17 protein-coding genes, 1 tRNA gene and 2 pseudogenes are annotated in these 20331 nt (G+C 66.3%); 5 read left to right on the forward strand and 15 right to left on the reverse strand.

The annotated features are described in order from the left end of the window. Positions 1–43: 43 nt before the first annotated feature. Positions 44–1129, reverse strand: coding sequence for an isocitrate/isopropylmalate family dehydrogenase (locus tag AB0H61_RS18385; protein ID WP_357305643.1), 1086 nt, complete (start codon positions 1127–1129; stop codon positions 44–46). Positions 1130–1208: 79 nt separating this feature from the next. Here AB0H61_RS18385 and AB0H61_RS18390 point away from each other — a divergent pair, with 79 nt between their 5' ends. Continuing rightward, entirely contained in the window at positions 1209–1766 is a 558-nt protein-coding gene (locus tag AB0H61_RS18390; RefSeq protein WP_357305646.1) for a 2'-5' RNA ligase family protein, read from the forward strand. A gap of 49 nt (positions 1767–1815) precedes the next feature. Beyond that, on the forward strand, positions 1816–2187 hold the full coding sequence (gene trxA / locus AB0H61_RS18395) for a thioredoxin (RefSeq protein ID WP_357305648.1): 372 nt from the start codon (positions 1816–1818) through the stop codon (positions 2185–2187). Between the two features lie 116 nt (positions 2188–2303). Here the strand turns inward: trxA and AB0H61_RS18400 are convergent, their stop codons facing one another. The 3 genes from AB0H61_RS18400 to AB0H61_RS18410 form a co-directional block, all read right to left on the reverse strand. Then, complete coding sequence (locus AB0H61_RS18400; protein WP_357305651.1) at positions 2304–2735, reverse strand: 2-keto-3-deoxygluconate kinase; 432 nt, start codon at positions 2733–2735, stop codon at positions 2304–2306. Between the two features lie 83 nt (positions 2736–2818). Then, positions 2819–2950: a hypothetical protein gene (locus AB0H61_RS18405; RefSeq protein ID WP_357305654.1), complete on the reverse strand. Its 132-nt coding sequence runs from the start codon at positions 2948–2950 to the stop codon at positions 2819–2821. A 215-nt stretch (positions 2951–3165) separates the two neighbouring features. Further along, positions 3166–4473 carry a DUF3533 domain-containing protein gene (locus tag AB0H61_RS18410; RefSeq protein WP_357305656.1) on the reverse strand — a complete coding sequence of 436 codons (1308 nt, stop codon included), beginning with the start codon at positions 4471–4473 and terminating at the stop codon, positions 3166–3168. A 65-nt stretch (positions 4474–4538) separates the two neighbouring features. On the opposite strand from AB0H61_RS18410, the gene AB0H61_RS18415 reads away from it, so the two are divergent. After that, positions 4539–5135 carry a TetR/AcrR family transcriptional regulator gene (locus AB0H61_RS18415; protein ID WP_357305659.1) on the forward strand — a complete coding sequence of 199 codons (597 nt, stop codon included), beginning with the start codon at positions 4539–4541 and terminating at the stop codon, positions 5133–5135. Positions 5136–5401: 266 nt separating this feature from the next. Here AB0H61_RS18415 and polA read toward each other — a convergent pair whose 3' ends face one another. The 8 genes and pseudogenes from polA to AB0H61_RS18455 form a co-directional block, all read right to left on the reverse strand. Continuing rightward, positions 5402–8068: a DNA polymerase I gene (gene polA, locus AB0H61_RS18420; protein ID WP_357305893.1), complete on the reverse strand. Its 2667-nt coding sequence runs from the start codon at positions 8066–8068 to the stop codon at positions 5402–5404. A 314-nt stretch (positions 8069–8382) separates the two neighbouring features. Further along, positions 8383–10053 (reverse strand): DUF885 domain-containing protein, encoded by a 1671-nt coding sequence (locus AB0H61_RS18425; RefSeq protein ID WP_357305661.1) that lies wholly within the window; start codon positions 10051–10053, stop codon positions 8383–8385. Positions 10054–10122: 69 nt separating this feature from the next. Continuing rightward, positions 10123–10818 (reverse strand): ABC transporter ATP-binding protein, encoded by a 696-nt coding sequence (locus AB0H61_RS18430; protein ID WP_357305896.1) that lies wholly within the window; start codon positions 10816–10818, stop codon positions 10123–10125. A gap of 210 nt (positions 10819–11028) precedes the next feature. Further along, positions 11029–11973: pseudogene (locus AB0H61_RS18435) on the reverse strand (ABC transporter ATP-binding protein); the annotation flags it as partial. Further along, positions 11970–13388 (reverse strand): branched-chain amino acid ABC transporter permease, encoded by a 1419-nt coding sequence (locus tag AB0H61_RS18440; RefSeq protein ID WP_357305664.1) that lies wholly within the window; start codon positions 13386–13388, stop codon positions 11970–11972. The pseudogene AB0H61_RS18435 and the gene AB0H61_RS18440, both read right to left, overlap by 4 nt. Next, entirely contained in the window at positions 13385–14422 is a 1038-nt protein-coding gene (locus AB0H61_RS18445) for a branched-chain amino acid ABC transporter permease (RefSeq protein ID WP_357305666.1), read from the reverse strand. Before AB0H61_RS18445 ends, AB0H61_RS18440 begins: the two co-directional genes overlap by 4 nt. 75 nt (positions 14423–14497) lie before the next feature. Further along, entirely contained in the window at positions 14498–15676 is a 1179-nt protein-coding gene (locus AB0H61_RS18450) for a branched-chain amino acid ABC transporter substrate-binding protein (protein ID WP_357305898.1), read from the reverse strand. A 240-nt stretch (positions 15677–15916) separates the two neighbouring features. Continuing rightward, on the reverse strand, positions 15917–16534 hold the full coding sequence (locus AB0H61_RS18455) for an ANTAR domain-containing response regulator (RefSeq protein WP_357305669.1): 618 nt from the start codon (positions 16532–16534) through the stop codon (positions 15917–15919). Positions 16535–16834: 300 nt separating this feature from the next. Here AB0H61_RS18455 and AB0H61_RS18460 point away from each other — a divergent pair. Then, positions 16835–16921 (forward strand) — tRNA-Leu (locus AB0H61_RS18460). A gap of 42 nt (positions 16922–16963) precedes the next feature. Here the strand turns inward: AB0H61_RS18460 and AB0H61_RS18465 are convergent. From AB0H61_RS18465 to AB0H61_RS18475, 3 genes and pseudogenes are all read right to left on the reverse strand, one after another. Further along, a pseudogene (locus AB0H61_RS18465) lies at positions 16964–17573 on the reverse strand (site-specific integrase). A gap of 263 nt (positions 17574–17836) precedes the next feature. Then, positions 17837–18670 carry a hypothetical protein gene (locus AB0H61_RS18470; protein WP_357305672.1) on the reverse strand — a complete coding sequence of 278 codons (834 nt, stop codon included), beginning with the start codon at positions 18668–18670 and terminating at the stop codon, positions 17837–17839. A gap of 815 nt (positions 18671–19485) precedes the next feature. Next, complete coding sequence (locus tag AB0H61_RS18475; RefSeq protein ID WP_357305675.1) at positions 19486–19734, reverse strand: hypothetical protein; 249 nt, start codon at positions 19732–19734, stop codon at positions 19486–19488. Between the two features lie 57 nt (positions 19735–19791). On the opposite strand from AB0H61_RS18475, the gene AB0H61_RS18480 reads away from it, so the two are divergent. Next, entirely contained in the window at positions 19792–20304 is a 513-nt protein-coding gene (locus AB0H61_RS18480; RefSeq protein WP_357305678.1) for a DUF4188 domain-containing protein, read from the forward strand. Positions 20305–20331: the final 27 nt, after the last annotated feature.

Raw genomic sequence — 20331 nt, forward strand, 5'->3', positions numbered from 1 at the left:
TCAGCGGCTACGCACGATTATCCGGAGACTGACGATCGGGGTACTACCTGTAGTGCACCCTGGCACGCACCTGTTCGGTGAATTCGCTCGTCGAGGCCGTCCCGCCGAGATCCGCGGTGGCGACACCCGCCTCCAGTGTCGCGGCGACGGCCCGTTCGATTCGCTCGCCCGCGTGGGTGAATACGGCATCGGCGTCGCGGATTCCCAGCCAGTGCAGCAACATGGCCGCCGACAGTTGCAGCGCCACCGGATTGGCCCGGTTGCGCCCGGCCAGCGTCGGCGCCGCTCCGTGCACCGCCTGTGCCATCGCCCGGGTCGCCGAACAGTTCAGGGAAGCCGCGATGCCCAATGATCCGCTGAGCTCACCCGCGAGATCGGAGAGGATGTCGCCGAAGAGATTCTCGGTGACCAGCACATCGAAATCACCCGGAGCACGGACGAGATGGGCGGCGGTCGCATCGACGTGCTCGTCGTGCACCTCGATACCAGGATAGGCGTGGGCGATCTCGTAGCAGACATCGCGGAACAGGCCCATGGTCATCGGAAGCACATTGGCCTTGTGCACGATGGTCACCCGTTTACGGCGGGACGCGGCCACGCGGAACGCCTCGTGCGCGATCAGCTCGCAGGCCCGCCGGGTCACGACGCCGACGGCCATCGCCACATCCGGGGTCGGGCGGAACTCCCCCGACCCGGCGAACATATTGCGATCGGCGTAGAAACCCTCACTGTTCTCCCGCACGATCACCAGGTCGATATCCGGGGCGAGGGCACGCACACCGGCGAACGCGCGCGCGGGCCGGATATTCGCGTACAGCCCGAAGTGTTTGCGAATGGCGCCACCGGGCGCCACCGCGCGCCGGTGCTCGGCGGCATAGGAAGCATTGTCGTGCGGTCCAAGGATCCAGGCGTCGAGCCCCTCGAGCCCCCGCAGGGTCTGTTCGGGCAGCGGATTGCCGAACTCCTCGATCGCTCGCTGTCCCATCGGCAGCGACACCCATTCCACCGGTGCCGCGCCGACGACGGCGAGCGCTTCGTCCACTACCAGCCGGGCCGCCCGCACCACCTCGGGACCGATCCCATCGCCTTCGATCAGACCCAGTCGCACCGGTTTGCTCGCATCGTTCACCGAGCCATCCTCCCGCTCGGCAGCCGGTGCGGCGCGAATCGGCCCGCGGACACGCCGGGACCGCTATTTTCTGGAGATCATGGTGCAGTCGGTCGAATTGCTGCTCGACGATGCCGCCGACGCGGAAATCCGGCGGCAATGGGAACTGCTCGCGGAGGCGGGAGTGCGGAGCCTGGCCGCGCAGACCGCTGAGACCAACCGGCCACACATCACGATCGCGGTGGCCAGGCAGATCTGGCCGCGGATCGACCACGCGCTGGACGAACTGACCTTCCGCCCGGTCCCGTTGCGGCTCGGCGGGGTACTGGTGTTCGGGGCACGGCATCCGATTCTGGTGAGAGCGGTGGTGCCGACCGATCAACTGCTCGCACTACACCGGCGGATCTTCCACACCGTCGCGCAATGCCCCGGCGTTTCGGCCAACCTGCACCCGGACGCCTGGACTCCGCACATCACGCTGGCGCGGCGGGTACCGATCCCGCAACTCGGGACGGCCGTGCACGCCATCGCACGGGACCGTGATTTCCCGGCCACCGTGGTGGGTATCCGGCGTTGGGACGGCGACCAACGACGTGCCTGGCCGGTCGCCCAGCACGGTGGCGGGCAACCAGCCCCTCACGATCGACATGGAAGATAAAGTCCAAGCCGGGCGTTACAGCTGGCGACATACGACATGAGAGGACGTCATGGCCACCCAGACGCTGACCCAGCAGAACTTCGATGAGGTAGTCACCGGAAACGACGTGGTACTCGTCGATTTCTGGGCTGCCTGGTGCGGTCCGTGCCGCAGCTTCGCACCGACCTACGAGGCCTCGTCGGATAAGCACCCCGATGTGGTGTACGGCAAGGTCGACACCGAGGCCGAGCAGGGACTGGCCGCCGCCGCCAATATCCAGTCCATCCCGACCATCATGGCGTTCCGCGAAGGCGTGCTGGTGTTCGCGCAGCCGGGTGCGTTGCCGCCCGCCGCGCTCGAGGATCTGGTGACCCAGGTGAAGGCGCTGGACATGGACGACGTGCGCAAGCAGCTCGCCGAGCAGCAGGCGAGCGCCGAATAAGTCTCGGCCTTCCTCGCATACCCCGCTCGGGCCCGCGAACCGTTACGGTTCGCGGGCCCGTCGTGTAGGGGCCGATTCGGATTGCCGGGACGTCGGATGCCCAGCAATCGCGGACCTCAGGCGTCGAGGCGGTTGATGCCCGAGATCATTGCTCGGACAGTCGATTCCGCGCCGTCACCGGCAAGTGCCGCACCCCAGCCGCGCCGACCGTTGAACTCGCACTGCACGAAGGTGGCGGTGCCATCCGCGGTGCGGCGCTGGTGGAATTGCAGGATCTCGACCGGATAGCCCTCGTCGTAGAGCGCCGAGGTGAGCGCCGCGACCGGGGATCCGGTGGTGGCGACCGAACGGAGGTGATCGGCGAACTCCAGCGTGGCGGTGTACTCCGAGGTCTGGCCCGCCGCAGCCCACTCACTGAGCCGAATGGGGCCGCTGTGCTCGCAGTACCGGTCGTAGAACTCCGCCGGGGTCAGCCCGGCCGTCTCCGTCCGCAGGCCCTTGGGAGCGGCGGCGATGAACGTGTTCGTATCAAGTGTGAGGATCGTCATTGCAGTAGAGGTCTTCCCGAAGTATGTCGGTGGAGGGGACCAGCAAAACAATCAACAGCCCGCAGCGAGGGGGCCGGTCCGAATCAGACCCCGCTACGGCGGGCTACTACGAGAAGTCGCGCCTGCGCCACCATCGCGGTGAGCGGAATTAGCGCGGCGCAGTCGCGGTCTGCGACAGTCAGCGCGGCGCTGTGGCGGAAGGCGAGATTCGGCACGCGATCGAGGATATGCACATCGCAGCCCGATAGCAACCTTATTCCATGCCCGTTTTCCGCTACTCGCGAGTACCATTGCCGCAGCTCAGCGCACACGCGGCGCAATCCGAGCGTTGACCGGCGCGCGGCACGTATCGTGGCTCACATGGGAGCCGTTCGGCCCCAACCCAGCCGGGTAGCCCCCTGCGCTACCGGCCGCGGGTCGGCCGAGGCGGTCAGCAGGCCTGGGGCGCAACCCCGTTCGGCACCGGCACCTCGTTCGCCGCCGTGCGGTTCAGGCCGCGCCGGTCGTAGGCGATCGTTGCCGCGGAGCCGAGGAGAACGCCGACGGTCAGGCCGAACAGCGTCATCCAGAGGCCGTGCGAGAACCCGGCTTCGGCGCGTCCGTCGAAGAACAGGATGGCCCGGACGGCCAGGTAGATCTGGTGCATGGGCTCGAAACGAGCGAGGGCGGCGATGTAGGAGGGGACGGCTTCGAGGGGAACCGTCGCGGCGGAAGAGGGCAGGCCGAGGACCACGAACAGGACGAGGTTGACCATCAGGCCCGCGGTGCCGAAGGCGGCCAGCACGGACAGGGCGGTGAAACCGACCGCGATAATGGCCAGGGTTCCGTAGAGCCACAGCAGTAACGGGCTCGGCACCGGGACATCCAAGAACGCCGCGACACCGAGGAATACACCCGACAGCAGTGGCGCGGCGGCGCCGATGACGGCCCACTTGATCAACAAGGTGTGGAAGCGGGTGGTGCCGGTGGCGGGCGGATGGACGAACCAGGGGCCGTACTCGGTGGGGGTGAACCCGAGGACGGAATCGATCAGGGTGTGGATGATCATGGCCCCGGTGAACCCGGCGAGCAGCAGGATCAGGGTGTAGAAGAAGGCGACGAGGCCCTGGCCCGCGCCATCGGAGAGCGGGCGGTAGGGCGCGTCGATGACCTGAACCGGGTCGGCGATCATGAGTCGGGCCGCGCCACTGATCCGATCGGTCGCGGCGGCGGGTTCGGGGGCGCCCGCGGCCAGGGTGGCGTGCACCTGCTCGGTGAGATTCTTGCCGACGGTTGCGTCGACCTGCCGCAGCGCGCGGTCGGCGATCCGCTGCATGATGCCGGTGGTGTACGGGCCGACGCGCGGGTTGGTGTGGACGGTGATGACCGGACGTTCGACATCGCCGGGGACCACGGCGGCCGCGCCGAGGATGGCCAGGCGCTTGGTGAAGTCCGAGGGGATGATGATCGCGCCGTAGACCTGCCCGGTCTTCAATTGCTCACGGGCGTCGGCGATTCCGACGACGCGCAGGTCCACCTTATCGGCGGGGACGCCCGCGACGAGCGCATCGGTGATCTGGGCGCCGATATTGGCGGGTGTGCCACCGATGGTCTCACCGACGTCCTGGTTCACCAGCGCGACCGGAAAATCGTGCAGATTCTTCTCGGTGTTGCTGGCGTAACCGAGGTACATGGTGGCGAGCAGCGCCGCGAATACGGCGAGCAGCGCGATCGGGGCGGTGAATGTCCGAACCGTCATGGGAATGAATGTAGGCAGTGCCTACAAAGTAGTCAACGCCTACATTTTGTTATCCTGCACTCACCATGTCTTTCACCCGTGCCCGCTCATACCATCACGGCGATCTCCGCGCCGAGCTGCTGCAACGCGCCGAGGCCACGCTGCGCGAGTCCGGCGTCGACGGGTTGTCGCTGCGACAGCTGGCGCGCGATATCGGCGTCAGCCATGCCGCGCCGACCCGGCACTTCCGGGATAAGCAGGCCCTGCTGGACGCCATCGCGGTCGCCGGTTTCGAGCGACTCGGCGACTCCTTCGAGAACCTCACGAGCACGGGATCGTTCACCGAGCCGATGCGCGCGATGGCACGCACCTACCTACGCTTCGCGACCGACAATGCGGAGCTGCTCGCCCTGATGTTCGCCCGCAGGTACAGCCCCGTCGCGGGCGACGCCATGTCCCGGGCCGTGGACCGCGCCTTCGCCACCCCGATCGCGCTCATCGCGGCGGCACAGGACCGCGGCGAGATCATCCCCGGCGACCCACGCCGCATCGCCCTCACCGCCGTGGCCGCTCTCCAGGGCCTGGCCACCTTCCTCGGTTCCGGGCTGGTAGTCGCGGAGGACGCCGACGCGTGGCTGGACGAGACGGTCGCACACCTGATGCTGGGCCTGCGCCCGCGATAGCCCGCCCCCCACGTCGCTCGGCCACACTCTCGCGCCCACCGATGAATGCCGACCACGCCCAGCGGAGGAACGACAGCCGTCACGCCGTGGCATCGGCTGTGGTCTTGTCGCCCACCATAATTGGAACAGTGGGCCCGGCGTGACCCGACGGACGGAACGACGCCCGTCGGCCGCGCATACCGATCGACGGCGCACAGCCTCCGCTGCGCGATCGATCCGATCGGCAGCCTCAGCTGTGCGGTCGACACCGGACCGCTTGGGTGGTGTCAGTGCGCGGCGGAGTCCCAGCTGCGGCCGGTGCCGAAGGAGACATCCAGCGGCACCGACAGGGCGATGGCCGAGGACATCTGTTCACGGGCCAGTGTCTCCAATGCCTCCCGCTCCCCTTCGGCAACCTCGAATACGAGCTCGTCGTGGATCTGCAGCAGCATTCGGGAGCGCAGGCCTGCCCCCTGAACGGCCTTGTGCACGTTGATCATCGCCACCTTGATGATGTCGGCGGCGGTGCCCTGGATGGGGGCGTTCAAGGCCATGCGTTCGGCGGCCTCGCGGCGCTGCCGGTTGCTGGAGTCCAGATCGGGCAGGTAGCGACGGCGACCGAAGAGCGTCTCGGTGTAACCGACCTTGCGTGCCTGCTCGACGACCTCGTAGAGGTAGTCGCGGATGCGGCCGAAGCGGTCGAAATAGACGTCCATCTGCTCCTTCGCCTCGCCGGTGCTGATCTTCAGCTGAGCGGCCAGACCGTAAGAGCTCAGGCCGTAGGCCAGACCGTAGGACATCGCCTTGATGCGGCGCCGCAGCTCCGGGGTGACCTCGGAGATCGGGATGTCGAAGGCCTTGGAGGCGACGAAATTGTGCAGGTCCTCACCGGAGTTGAACGCCTCGATCAGGCCCTCGTCGCCGGAAAGGTGCGCCATGATGCGCATTTCGATCTGGCTGTAGTCCGCGGTCATCAGTTCCGCGTAGCCGGGGCCGACCACGAAGGTGTCACGGATCCGGCGGCCGGTGTCCGTGCGGATCGGGATGTTCTGCAAATTCGGCTCGGTGGAGGAGAGCCGTCCGGTGGCCGCGATGGTCTGGTTGAAGGTGGTATGGATGCGACCGTCCTCGGCGACCGACTTGAGCAGTCCGTCCACGGTGACCTTCAGCCGGGTGGCGTCGCGATGTTCGAGCAGATGCTGCAGGAAGGGATGCTCGGTCTTCTCGAACAGCGATTCCAGCGCGTCTGCGTCAGTGGTGTAGCCGGTCTTGGTGCGCTTGGTCTTCGGCATGTCGAGCTCGTCGAAGAGCACCACCTGCAGCTGCTTCGGCGAGCCGAGATTGATCTGTTTGCCGATCACCTCGTAGGCGGAATTGGCGGCGTCGTTCACCTTGTCGGCGAATTGGCGCTGGAGCGACTCCAACTGGTCGACGTCGACCGCGATGCCCGCATCCTCGAGGTTGGCCAGCACACCGAGCAGCGGCAGCTCCATATCGGCGAGCAGCGGCGTGGATTCGATTTTCTGCAGTTCGGTGTCGAGCGCCTCGGCCAGATCCAGTACGGCCCTGGCCCGCAGCATTTCGGTCTGCGCCAGTTCGGCGTCGACGGTGTCCTCGTCGTCCAGCAGTGACAGCTGCGGGGCCTCGTCGGCTTCCGCGCGCAGCTCCCGGTGCAGGTAGCGCAGCGAGAGGTCGTCCAGGTTGAAGGTGCGCTGACCGGGGCGCACCAGATAGGCGGCGAGCGCGGTATCGCTGGTCAGGCCACCGAGGGTCCAGCCGCGGCCGCGCAGGGCATGCATGGCGGACTTCGCCTCGTGCAGTGCCTTGGGCACGGTGGCGTCGGCAAGCCAGGCGCCCAGTGCCGCCTCATCCTCCGGCGTCAGCACGGTGACGTCGATGTAGCCGCTCTCCCCGTCGCCCGCCGCAATGGCCAGTGCCTTCACGTCACCGTCGGCCGGGGTGCCGGTGCCGACCACGGAAACACCGTGCCTGGCCCCGGTCCCGGCGTGCTCGGCGAGCCAGTCCGCGATCGCGCCGACCTCGAGCGCGGCGCCGCTGATATCGAAGCCCGCTTCGGCCTCCGGCCCGGGCGGGGCCAGCGTCTCGAAGAGCCGGTCGCGCAGCACCCGGAACTCCAGATCGTCGAAGAGCTGGTGGATCTTGTTGCGGTCCCACGGCTGCTGGGCCAATTGTTCCGGCGTGTACGGCAACGGCACATCCTTCACCATCTCGGTGAGCTGCCTGTTGAGCACGACACTGCTCAGATTGGCCCGCAGCGCGTCGCCGACCTTGCCCTTCACCTCGTCCACCTTGTCGACGAGGGTCGCCAGATCGCCGAACTCGCGCACCCATTTGGCGGCGGTCTTCTCGCCGACGCCCGGGATACCGGGCAGATTGTCGCTCGGGTCGCCGCGCAGCGCCGCGTAGTCCGGGTACTGGGCCGGGGTGAGACCGTATTTGGTCATCACCTCGTCCGGGGTGAACCGGGTCAGATCGGAGACGCCCTTGCGCGGGTAGAGCACCGTGACGTCATCGTTGACCAGCTGGATCGCATCGCGGTCGCCGGTGACGATGAGGACGCGGAAGCCCTCGCGGATCGCCTGCGTGGTGACGGTGGCGATCACATCGTCGGCCTCGTAGCCGTCGATCGCCATGACCGGGATGCCCAGCGCACCGAGCACATCCTTGGTGAGTTCGACCTGCCCACGGAACTCGTCGGGCGTCTGGCTCCGGTTCGCCTTGTACTCCGGGTACGCCTCGGTGCGGAAGGTCTTGCGTGACACATCGAACGCCGCCGCGACATGCGAGGGCTTCTCGTCGCGCAGCAGGTTGATCAGCATGGCGGTGAATCCGTACACCGCGTTGGTGGTCTGCCCGGTGACCGTCTTGAAGTTCTCCGCCGGTAGCGCGAAGAACGCGCGGTAGGCAATCGAATGCCCATCCAGTAGGAGCAGAGTCGGCCGGTCCCCACCGGCCGAGTCGCTGGAACCGGAGCCGGTGGCGGGACGCTGCGCAGTCGTGGGTGAACTCACGCCCCCGAGTCTAGGGACCGGCACCGACAAGCCGAAACGCCGACACCCGCGCGGCCGGAATGTCCGTTCCCCGTGATCGTCGCGGCCGCTCGATCCGATCTTCCCGGCACAGCCCGCAACACGGTGGTACCACTACCTCCGGTTGTCTTGGCGACCAAGGCAACGGAACAGCCCGACCGGGATCCGACCTCCTGAACCAAGCCCGGCAGCCTTCAGCGGCCCGCAACTCGAGGCGACTACAGCGTGGCGACCAGTTCCCGCAGCACCGGCAGGCTGACCGAGCCCGAACTCAGCACCACATCGTGGAAGGCCTTGATATCGAAGCCGTCTCCGAGCCGGGCCGCGGCCGCCGCCCGTTGGCCGCGAATCTCCAACTGCCCCACCTTGTATGCGACGGCCTGCCCCGGAATGGCGATGTAGCGGTCGATTTCGACAGTGATCTCGGCCAGCCCGACCGGCGCGTTGGCCACCATGAAGTCGATGGCCTGCTGTCTGCTCCAGCCCTTGGCATGCAGCCCGGTGTCGACGACCAACCGGCATGACCGCCAGGAATCACCCGCCAGCATGCCGATGCGGCCCAGATCGTCGGGGTACAGCCCCATTTCGTCGGCCAGCCGCTCGGTGTAGAGCGCCCAGCCCTCCCCGAAGGCGGTATTGGCGAAGGATTGGCGCTGGAAGCGCGGCAGTTCCTCCAACTCGTTGGCAATGGTGAGTTGCAGGTGATGGCCCGGAATAGCCTCGTGGTAGGCGACCGAGGCGGTCTCGTAGCGGCTGCGGCGCAGTGGATCGTGCTGATTCACGAAATAGGTGCCGGGCCGGGAACCATCGGCGGCGGGCGGAAAGTAGTACGCCGCGGGGGCGTCCGCGGCCAGGAACTCCGGCACGGGCACGATATCGCAGGATTGTTTGGGCAGTCTGCCGAACCACGCGCCCATCTCGGCGGCGGCCGCGTTCAGGCAGCGCCGCGCGTCGGCCATGATCTCATCCCCGTCGCGGTAACGCAGCGCCGGATCGTCGCGCAACCGGGAGAAGATCTCATCGATATCCGTTGTGCCGAACAATCGGGCCCCGACCTCGGCGTATTCCGCACGCAGCAGTTCGAGTTCGGACAGCCCGAGTTCGTGGATCTCCTCGGCGCCCAGATCGGGCAGCGTGGTGTGATGGCGCAGCAGGCGCCGGTAGATGTCCGCACCGTCGTCGCCGAGCCAGCACAGGCCCGGCTTGTCGTCCGCGCGGCTGACGGGCAGCAGTTCGTCGGCGAGCGCATCGCGATAACGCTGGAACGCCGGACGGATCACCTCCCGCGCCACCTCGCTCAGCTCAGCCCGCCAGTCCGCCTCGCCGTCCCAGTCCGGCGGGCCGGGGAAGGTGACGAACGGATCCGCGGCGAGATCGGAGGCGAGATAGCCGTCCAGCTGATTCAGCGACCGTTCGATGGTGATCCGCGCGGGCGCGCGACCCGCTTCGAGACCGGCTCGGAAGCGCTGCACCGCCTGCGCCATCATGCCGTCGACCTGCCGATAGCGCCGCACCAGCGCCTCGGCATTGGCCGGCTCCGGCGCATTGGTCTGCGGGGCCACCATGAGCATGCCCGCGTGTACACCGCCCATCTGGTCGGAGGCCAGTTCCAGGGGGCGCCAGGCCAGATGGTCTACCGCGGTGGCGAGTTCGGCGCGCAACAGGCTGCGGGTAATACGATCGGTGTCGTCCAGCCGGTCCGGATCGAGTGCCTCCACCGCGCCGAGCAGCTCACGCCAGCGGCCGAGCAGGCTTTGCTCCGCGTCCGCCGACAGATCCTCGATGCGGTCGTCGAAACGCCGGTCACCCAGCAGGGTGGCCTGACTCGGCGACGCCTCCAGCATGGAGTCCCAGTAGCGGTCGGCAAGGCGGAGCAGCTCGTCGTCCATGCGGGCCATCATGCCTCGAGCGGCGTCGCCCCGGCACCAGGTTTCCGGATGCCGGGGCACGTATCCGCGCTACCCGACGCCGAGGTAGGCCGACTTCACCGCCGAGTCGGTGAGCAGGTCAGCGCCGCTGCCGGATTTGGTGACCTCACCCGTCTCCAGGATGTAGGCGCGATCGCTGCGCGCCAGCGCCTGCTGGGCGTTCTGCTCCACCAGCAGCACCGTGGTGCCCTGCTGGTTGATCTCGCCGATGATCCGGAAGATCTGCTGAATCACCATGGGCGCCAGTCCCATCGACGGTTCGTCCAGCAGCAGCAACCGGGGCCGGGCCATCAACGAACGTCCGATCGCCAACATCTGCTGCTCGCCGCCGGACAGGGTGCCGCCGACCTGCTTACGCCGCTCGGACAACCGCGGGAAGAGGTCGAACACCCAGTCCAGCGTCTGGTCGTATTCCGACTTCTGTTTGAAAATCCGTCCGTAGCAGCCCATGTCGAGGTTTTCCTGCACCGTCATGCCGGGGAAGACACCTCGGCCCTCCGGCGCCTGGATCAATCCGCCGACGACCCGCTCGTGCGCCTTCATCTTGGTGATGTCGCGGCCCTCGAACAGGATTCGGCCCTTGGTCAAGGGCAGCAGGCCGGACAACGCCCGCATGGTGGTGGTCTTGCCCGCACCGTTGGCGCCGAGCAGGGTGACCAGCTCGCCCTCCGCCACCCGCAGCGAAATCCCGTGCAGCGCCTGGATCCTGCCGTAGTTGACGACCATATCCTCGACCTCGAGCAGCGCGGGCGCGGCGCTGAAATCCCGCACCCGCGACTTACGCTCGACATCCGCTCCGGCCGGTTCCGGCTCCTTACCCGCGACCACCGGACCCCGGCCCGGCTGTGGAATCGGCAGCTTCTGGGTCGGTTGATCCACCGGAGCCGTTGGCTCGGAACCGGTTTCGCCCTCGGGCGCGGAGTGCTCGACCTCGCTGTCGGGCACACCCAGGTAGGCCGCGATCACACTGGGATCCTCGCGGATGTCACCGGGCAGGCCGTCGGCGATCTTGCGGCCGAACTCCAGCACCACGATCCGGTCGGTGACCCCCATGACCAGGCGCATATCGTGCTCGATGAGCAGTACGGTGAACCCGTCGTCGCGGATCTTGCGGATCAGATCCATCAGCGCCGCTTTCTCGCTGGGATTGAACCCGGCGGCGGGCTCGTCCAGGCACAGCAGCTTGGGCTCGGTGGCCAGCGCCCTGGCGATCTCCAGTCGACGCTGATCACCGTAGGACAGGTTGCGCGCCTTCTCCACCGCATGCGGTGCGATGCCGACGAATTCGAGAAGCGCCATGCCGCGCTCGATGGCGTCGCGCTCCTCACGGCGGTGGCGCGGCGTGCGGAAGACGGCCCCCGGCACCGAGGTTCGATGCCTGGCATCGGTACCGACGACCACATTCTCCAACGCCGTCATCTCGCCGAAGAGGCGGATGTTCTGGAAAGTGCGCGCGATACCGAGCCGGGTGATCTCGTTGCGGGAGGTCTTGGTCAACGGCTTGCCGTCGAAGAACACCGTGCCGCCCGCGGGCTGGTACACGCCGGTGATGGCGTTGAAGCAGGTGGTCTTGCCCGCACCGTTGGGCCCGATCAGGCCGAGGATCTCGCCGCGGCGGATCTCGAAGCTGACCTTGTCGAGCGCGGTGAGACCACCGAACTGGACCGTCAACTCCTCGGTGCGCAACAGTGACGCACCCACTTGGGTCTCGATCTCCCGATGTGCCGCGACGACTTCCGCGACGGCCCCGGCATCGGCGAGGCTCGGGATGACCTCGGTGACATCCACCGTGCCCGCGCTCCGCACCTGTTCCTGCTCGGCGTAGCCCGCCGCCATATCCTCGTTGTCGAACAGCGCGTCACCCGCGCCCGGCCCGGTCATCGGCCCGCTCCCGCGCCCGCGCCCACCGGTTCCGGCGCCGGACGGCGCACCACCCGGTACACCTGCCTGCCGTAGGCCAGCAGTTTCTGCCGGGCCGGGAACAGACCCTGTGGCCGCAGAATCATCATCACCACCAGTGCGATACCGAAATAGAGATATTTGAGGTCACCCAGCGATTGCGCGCCGCCCTTACGGAACAGCAGCACGCTGCCGAGCAGAAGCAGCCCCATCACGCCGGTGACGACCGTCGCGGTGATGACACCGCGCTGGATCCACGGGCCCAGGTACTGCACCTTCATCCGCCAGGCCACCAGCAGCGCCGCGAAGATCGCCACATCGATCACCAGCAGGACGTAACCGGTCGCCTCGTCGGAGACCAGCTGCACCGACTGCAACCGCAGCGGCAGATAGGCGATCAGGAACGCACCGACGATCACGCCGAGCTTGTTGCCCTTACCGCCGAGCACCACCGCGCACAGGAACAGCATCGAGGTGATGATGTCGAACTGGCGCGGGTTGACGTAGGTCACCTGGCCCGCGTACATGGCGCCGGACAGGCCTCCGACCGCGGCGCCGATCGTGAACGCCCACAGCTTGAACTTGAAGGTCGGCACCCCCATGATCTCCGCCGCGTCCTCGTCCTCGCGGATCGCGACCCAGGCTCGGCCGACCCGGCTGCGCTCCAGATTGCCGACGAGCAGCAGCACGATGATCACCAGCACCATGCCGAGCCAGAACCACCAGGTGCCATTGTTGGCCCGCACGAACGGATTCCAGCTGTCGGGGTCGCCGAGATTACCCGGCGAGAAGACCCCGCCCGGATGTTCCTCCGACTCGCCGACATGCGGGTAGGCGATCTGCGACAGGCCGAGGCTGCCGTTGGTGAGTTCGCCGAGATTATCGGCCATCAGCCGGACGATCTCACCGAATCCGAGGGTGACGATGGCGAGGTAGTCGCCGCGCAGCCGCAGCGTCGGCGTGCCGAGGATCAGGCCGGACAGCGCCGTCAGCGCGATCGCCAGCGGCACACAGGCCAGCCAGGCCCAGCTCGGATTCAGCCAGCCGCCGTCGGTTTGATTCCACGGACTGTTGGGACTGGTGAGCAGGCCGACGGTATAGGCGCCGACCGCGTAGAAGCCGACGTACCCGAGGTCGAGCAGGCCCGCCTGGCCGACGACCACATTCAGGCCGATCGCGATGAGCGCGTACATGGCGAACTGCGCCATCATGCCGCCGAAGCTGACGGCGGGGGTATCCAGCAGCGGCGGCGGGAACAACGGCAGCAGCGCTAGGGCGATGATCGCGGGAATTCCGACCACCCACTGCATCGGACGTGACAGCCCGCCCCACCAGAAGCGGATCGAGTCGCCGAGACCAGGCTTCGGCGGTGCCACAGGTTCTTTGATCACGGTCATGCGCGCGCCCTCCCGAGGCTCTCACCCAGAATGCCGGTCGGCCGGAACATCAGCACCGTCACCAGCAGGACGAACGCGACCACGTCGCGCCATTCGGTACCGAACAGGATCTGCCCGTATTGTTCGGCCACCCCGAGCACGAGCCCGCCGAGCAGCGCGCCACGCAGATTGCCGATACCGCCGAGCACCGCGGCGCTGAAGGCCTTGATACCGAGGATGAATCCGCCCGAGTACACGATTCCGGTCGGCACTCGCAGCGTGTAGAGCAGGGCGGCCGCACCGGCGAGCACACCGCCGATGAGGAAGGTCAGCATGATGACTCGCTCACGGGAGACTCCCATGAGCGTCGCGGTATCCGGATCCTGGGCGACCGCGCGGATGCCGCGCCCGAATTTGGTCCGGTTGATGAGTACCTCGGTCGCGATGGCCAGCAGTACCGCGGCGACCACGATCACGATGGCCACGTTCGTCACATCCGCACCGAGGAAGCTGAACTGCACCTTCGGGTCGACGAGCCGGATGCCGGTCTGCGCGTTGGTGCCGCCGAGCCCGGGTTTGATCTTCGGCAGAATGTAGTGCACGAATTCCTGGATCACGAACGACATTCCGATCGCGGTGATCAGGAAGGCGAGCGGTTTGGCGCCGCGTTTCCGCAACGGCCGATAGGCGATGCGTTCCAAGCCCACCGCGGCCGCGCCGGAGACCGCCATGCCGAACAGCATCGCCAGGCCGAGGAAGACGATGGTCATCACGACGCCCTGCGAATAGACGTCACCGCTCGCTTGGAAGCCGAGTACCTCCAACCCCACATAGGTGCCGAACATGCCGAGCATGAATATTTCCGAATGGGCGAAATTGATCAGTCGCAGCACGCCGTAGACCAATGTGTATCCCACGGCGACAAGGGCATATATCGACCCGTAGGTGAGGCCGTCCACGGTGAGGCGCCAGAATTGGTCCACCACTCCGGAGATATTGAAGTCGATCGACCCGTTGGCAAGCAGGGCCACGCCGACCGATGCGGTTGAAGTCATTCGTTTCTCTCGCGTCGGGAAACGGCGTGTGCGGGTCCCATGGGACCCGCACACGCTGTCACACTCGTTGTTGAACTACTTGACCTGGTACATCCAGATCTGGATGTTCGACAGCTCCCCGGTCTCGTTCCACTTGTACTGACGGGCCACACCGGTGCCGTTGTAGGTACGCACGAACTCGACGATCTCGGGACGGGTCACCTTGCCCGCCGCGATGGCCTTCAGCACGATCGTGGTCAGGTCGTAGCCCTCGACCGAGTAGACACCCGGCGCTTGGCCGTTGAACGCCTGGTACTCCGAGGCGAACTTGTCGGGGGCCGGGCTGCACGGGCAGGACAGGTACGCCTCCTTGGACGAGCCGCCGGCCTGCCGCACGAACTCCGGATCATTGCTGCCGTCGGCGGAGGCGAAGGTCGCGGTCACGCCGCCGGTACGCAACTGCTGCACGAACGGCGCCGACTCGGCGTAGTACCCGGAGTAGAAGATCGCATCGGGCTTGGCGGCCGACAGCTTGGACACCGCCGCCGAGAAGTCCTTATCGCCTTCCTTGACACTGACCGCGCAGCTGGGATCGGCCGCCGAACCCGCCGCCGCGGTGAACGCGTCGGCCAGACCCTTGCCGTAGTCGGTGTTGTCCACCACGACGCAGATCTTCTTGTACCCGAGCTTGCCGGTCAGGTACTTCGCCACCGCCGGGCCCTGCGAATTGTCATTGCCGAGGCCGCGGAAGAAGGTCTTCCAGCCGTTCTGGGTCAGCGTCGGATTGGTGGCCGATGCCGTCAGGGTCGGCATGCCGGCCTCGCTGAGCACCTGGCCGGTCGCCTTGGTCTCACCGGAGAAGGTCGGGCCGATCAGCGCCACGATATTGGGATCGTTGATGATGGTCGGAATGACCTGGGTGGCGTTCTGCGCCTTGCCCTCGGTGTCGAATTCCTTGACCTTGATCTGGCAGCCGGGATTGGCCTTGTTGTGCTGATCGAGGGCGAGCTTGACGCCCATGACGACATTGATGCCGAGAGCCGCGTTACCGCCGGTGAGCGGGCCCGCCATACCGATGGTCAGCGGATCGCACTTCGCTTTGCCGTCGCCGGCCGGATCGGCGGCCGTACCCGCAGCGCCCGCGGGTACCTCGCGACCCTCGGTGTCGAGTTGCACGACCGGCTTGATGGAAAGGTCGGAGCCGCCGCCGCCACTGTCGGTCGACTTGTCACTACATCCCGACAGCACGAGCGCGGCAGCAGCGCCGATTACCACTGCGCCACGCGTCGAACGACTGCGCCATGTCGAACTAAGCACGTCTCACCTCTACGTCCTGTGCTCCCCCGGCTCTCCGAGGAGGCCAACCACGTCAGCCCGGTCAGAACATAGCGTTGGTACGTTAGATCCGCATCACATTGGCATCATGCAAGCGACATTGTGTCGAATTCTTTTTCACGATCGCGTTTCAGATGAGTAAAATTTCCAGCAGTAACCGGCCCGTGGGCCGGTTCCGGGTCACTTCGGGGTCAGGTTCTCCAGTACCACCTCGGCTACCGCCTTCATGGTAGTGCGGCGGTCCATCGCCGTCCGCTGAATCCACTTGAATGCCTGCGGCTCCGACAACCCCTGCGTCTGCATCAGCACACCCTTGGCCCGCTCCACCAACTTGCGCGTCTCCAGCCGGTCGGACAGATTGGCGACCTCGCTCTCCAGCGCGGTGATCTCGTGGAAGCGACTGGCCGCCAATTCGATCGCGGGCACCAGATCCGACTTCGTGAACGGCTTCACCAGATAGGCCATGGCGCCGGCGTCACGCGCCCGCTCGACCAGATCACGCTGACTGAACGCGGTCAGAATCACCACCGGCGCAACACGTTTCGAGGCGATCTCGGCGGCGGCGTCGATACCGTCGCGACGCGGCATCTTGACGTCCATGATGACCAGATCCGGCCGGTGCTCCACCGCGAGATCGACCGCCTGCTGGCCGTCGCCCGCCTCGCCGACCACCTGATAACCCTCTTCGGTCAGCATCTCCACCAGATCCATGCGAATGAGCGCCTCATCCTCGGCGACGACGACCCGCTTCGCCCCGGCGTCCCGCTTCGTGCCGGCGCCCCCTGCTGTGTCGCTCATGCCCGCACCTCGCCGACGCTCAGCTCCGGCATGCGCAAAGCGCGCTGGCACACGATTCGCTCGCTGCGCTCACTCATAGGTAGACCCCTCTGCTTCCGATGCCTGTCCCGACACGCCGGAAGGAGCCATGGCCGCATCAACCGTCCATCGCCCCGCCCCACGCGTAATCGAGTGATGTAAAGACTACCTTTCGGGTCCGCGTAGAACGCATATACCCTGCGCAAAGAGCATGCAGCGTGGTGCAAGTCGCAACCCATTCGCGATTCCGGGTACCGACCCGCTATAGTTCTCATCCGGTGCGCCGGGTTGGCGGAACTGGCAGACGCGACGGTCTCAAAAACCGTTGTCCGAAAGGACGTGTGGGTTCGAGTCCCACACTCGGCACCAAGGCAGGGCGCGGTTTCGCTGATCGCGCCCCTCCTCATCACTTCACGCAGTCCGCAGATAGTCCGCAGCTGCCCGGGCTCCGGCATCCATTCCAGCCGCGACCGTGTCCAGATCATCCGGGAACAGGTGCCCGTACAGATCCAGGGTCAGCGTCGCCGTCTTGTGTCCGAGCATCCGCTGTACGACCTTGATGTTCGCTCCCGCGCTGATCGCCAGCGAAGCCGCGGTATGACGGAGTCCGTGCGGAACAATCCCGGTCGACGTCTTTCGCCGCTTGGTCGAACACCCACCGGAACTCCGTGGAGGTCAGGTGGCCGCCCTTGTGGCTCGGGAACACCAACGCGTCCGGCCGACGACCACCCAGGATGTTCGCCAGATCCTCGGCAAGAATCCCTGGCACCGGCAGGCCCGAGTGGTGTGGTTCTTTCGTATCGGTCTCCACAATGCCCTTTCCCGTGACCCCAGTTACCGAACGATTGATGGTGATCCGGTTGCGCACCAGGTCCACATCCGCCGTGCGCAGTGCGATCGCCTCACCGAACCGGATCCCGGTGTAGGCCAACGTGAAAACCAGCGGCCGGAACCTCCCCGAGCCCATAGCGAGCTGCATCACCTCCACGTGCGTCAGGTATCGCCGTGCCCCCGACATCATCGTGGGCAAGTCCACGTCGTCGGCAGGATTCGCCGCCAGCCGCTTCGCTTTGATCGCGAACCTCAGTACCTGGCTGAGCACCTGGTAGGACTGGATCGTGCGCGACGCCGACAGTCCGCGCCCGACAAACCGTGAGCTCCCCGATTCCGAGAGGCTCACGATCCAATCCTGAATGTCCTCGAACTCGATTTCGCGCGGCGGCACCGATCCCCAGCAAGGCAACACGATCGTGTCGAGCACCACCGGCCAGGCATCGTCAGTCGCTACGGTTTGCGACGCCAGCCCTGTGCGACATCAGCCAAGTTCCACCACGAAACATGTTGCACATCTGTCGATTCCAGATCCCAATGGGATATCAGCTCCTCGAAGAAGGCATCGTCACCGGTCTTCCCGCCGTTCGGCTCACCAATGAAGATCAATCGTTCGCCGCCTCGCGCCTCGAAGTCTCGCAGCGCGTTCGACGCCATCGGATCTCCCCATCCTGGCGGCCAGCAGAGAAACAGCACCACGTCATCAGTCAGTTCGGTAGCGAACTCATCCAGCGCGCGGACTGGATGCCAGACGTCTAGCTGGCCCGCTGCGCCTGGAAATGAGATATTCGCCGTCGTGTCCGGTGGTTCCGAGTCGAATGCTGCGATGTTGACCCCTTGCGCGGCCAACTGCTTGGCCCAGTACCCACGGCCCGCACCGAGCTCGAGCACGCGCCGCCCCTCGCTGAATTGTGCAATCCAATCAATCGTTTCCGGTGACGGGACCGCGTAGGCGTAGACGGACTGCAAGATCGTCTGCGCGAAGCCCAGCCGGGCACTTCCGTTCTTCCTGCCGCCGTTGACGACCCGACGCTTCCCATCGTCATTGACCGCTGGACCCACGATGTCCCAGTAGGGATTTCCCGACTCCGACACACCGCCAGTCATGTAGTGCACCAACCGCAGGTCGAAGGCTGCGTCAGCACTCGGATCGTCTGTTCCCGGCAGCATCGGCGCGGTGTCGAGGTACTCCGCGACCTTCGGGAACTGCAGCCGAAGCCGCTGCTCGTCCTCCAACAACGCGGCCAGCTCCGTGCGCCGCTCGGTCGTCAGGGAGAGCCCAGTCATAGGCTGATTCTCTCCCGGATCCAACCGCCAGGGCTGACTTCTAGCTTCCCAGGATGCTGTCGTTAACTGTAAAGTTCTAGGCGTCACGCGAGTGATGCCGAGAGGTGGAGCCGCCAGCTTCGACGGCCCCACCAGGTGGGTCAGCTAGCCCGCACTCGGCGGACCAAGACGAGAGCTCCGGCGACTACAGCAGCAGCTGCCAAGACGATGCCGTAGTCGACCGGAGCCTCTTGCTTTCTCCGGCGATGTTTCGCCATCCCCACCACCTCCCTCCTGGGCGCGGTGTCTGGACCATGTCCACTGCCCCTCGGCTGGAGGTGCCACCACCGTACGTCAGCGCACCGACGGGAACCGTTGGAATGCAGGTGGTTCCGCGAACTCACTGGAGTTCCAGGTTGGACGTCCAGTGCCGTTCAGGAAAAGCACTACGGACTCACGCGACCCGAGCTGGCATCCGCGCCAATGTTCGTGGGCTACTGCCGAATTTCGCCATACAGGATCAAGGCGGCGCGCTGGCGCGCGCCGCGAGGATCCAAGTACTAGGCGACTCCGGCAGCCGACGGCGGCAGCCATGCTCGGCAACCGGGCCCGGCCGGAGCAGGCCCGGTCATCGTGGCCGGACCAGAACGGCGGCTCGCCGACGCCGGTACTGCTGCTGCCGCGAAGACAGCCGGTGACCCGCACACTCCGACCCTTCAGGTCGACGGCCAACACACCGATGATGAGCCCGAGCCCGGCACACCACTCGGCACCCTCACCGACACAGGAACCGGCGGCCAGACAGCGACCGGCAACAGCGCCCCGTCACCCCGTGGTCAGGCTGTCGCCGCCGACCCACGCCAGGCCACCCCATCAGCCGCCCGGATGACGATCTTGGTGGTGTCGACCCCTCCGCCACGCTCACGCCCGCCCCTACGACCGTTGAAGACCACGGTGCGGCCGATGACGAGCCCACCGGCGCCCGCGCCGCGGGATTCGGGGTTGTCGGCGAGGTGTCCGGCGCCCTCCGTCGTTCCTCTCCTTGATCTTCCGGGGTCGTCGGGGTGAACCGTGCGGCCGTTCACGTCGTAATTCCGCGTAGGGTGGGCAATGGGTACACCCGGCGTAGCGGAGGTTGCTTGATGCGGGTGAACAGGACGACAGTCGATCTGTCCGGATATCCGGACCTCGTGGTCATCTATCTCGGAATGCGGGTGCGGCGGCCGCGCGGGATGCTGCGACTGCTCGGGCTGGGACCGAAACTCTATAGCTCGCATCGGGATCGGCCGGATGGGCTGCTGCTGCACGAGGATGTGGTCTGGGGGTGGTTCCCGCCGCACTGGGGCGCACGGCAGTACTGGCGGGACTTCGACAGCCTGGAACGGTGGACTCGGTCTGCACCGCACCGGGATTGGTGGCAGAAGTTCCTGAAGGATTCGGGTGGGACAGGGTTCTGGCACGAGGCCTACTTCGCGCGGGGCGGGATCGACGCCATGTACGACGATATGGATCCCGGGACGGGGCTGGCGCGATTCGCGCCCGTGGTGCCCTCCCGCGGGCGGATGTTCTCGAGTCGCAGGCGGGTACACGACGAGGCGCCGAAGGTGGCGCCGGTGGTTGCCGAATCAACTTATTATCGAAGCGAATTCGAGTGAGCGCGAACACATTCCCAACGATGGTGA

The sequence above is a fragment of the Nocardia sp. NPDC050710 genome, from assembly GCF_040654375.1.
Classification (GTDB): domain Bacteria; phylum Actinomycetota; class Actinomycetes; order Mycobacteriales; family Mycobacteriaceae; genus Nocardia.

Bases quoted from the DNA above. Each gene is read 5' to 3' on its own strand.
- AB0H61_RS18390 (WP_357305646.1), top strand. From the start codon at position 1,209: ATGGTGCAGTCGGTCGAATTGCTGCTCGACGATGCCGCCGACGCGGAA.
- trxA (WP_357305648.1), top strand. From the start codon at position 1,816: ATGGCCACCCAGACGCTGACCCAGCAGAACTTCGATGAGGTAGTCACC.
- AB0H61_RS18400 (WP_357305651.1), bottom strand. From the start codon at position 2,735: ATGACGATCCTCACACTTGATACGAACACGTTCATCGCCGCCGCTCCC.
- AB0H61_RS18410 (WP_357305656.1), bottom strand. From the start codon at position 4,473: ATGACGGTTCGGACATTCACCGCCCCGATCGCGCTGCTCGCCGTATTC.
- AB0H61_RS18415 (WP_357305659.1), top strand. From the start codon at position 4,539: ATGTCTTTCACCCGTGCCCGCTCATACCATCACGGCGATCTCCGCGCC.
- AB0H61_RS18425 (WP_357305661.1), bottom strand. From the start codon at position 10,053: ATGGACGACGAGCTGCTCCGCCTTGCCGACCGCTACTGGGACTCCATG.
- AB0H61_RS18430 (WP_357305896.1), bottom strand. From the start codon at position 10,818: ATGGTCGTCAACTACGGCAGGATCCAGGCGCTGCACGGGATTTCGCTG.
- AB0H61_RS18440 (WP_357305664.1), bottom strand. From the start codon at position 13,388: ATGACCGTGATCAAAGAACCTGTGGCACCGCCGAAGCCTGGTCTCGGC.
- AB0H61_RS18445 (WP_357305666.1), bottom strand. From the start codon at position 14,422: ATGACTTCAACCGCATCGGTCGGCGTGGCCCTGCTTGCCAACGGGTCG.
- AB0H61_RS18455 (WP_357305669.1), bottom strand. From the start codon at position 16,534: ATGAGCGACACAGCAGGGGGCGCCGGCACGAAGCGGGACGCCGGGGCG.
- AB0H61_RS18470 (WP_357305672.1), bottom strand. From the start codon at position 18,670: ATGACTGGGCTCTCCCTGACGACCGAGCGGCGCACGGAGCTGGCCGCG.
- AB0H61_RS18480 (WP_357305678.1), top strand. From the start codon at position 19,792: ATGCGGGTGAACAGGACGACAGTCGATCTGTCCGGATATCCGGACCTC.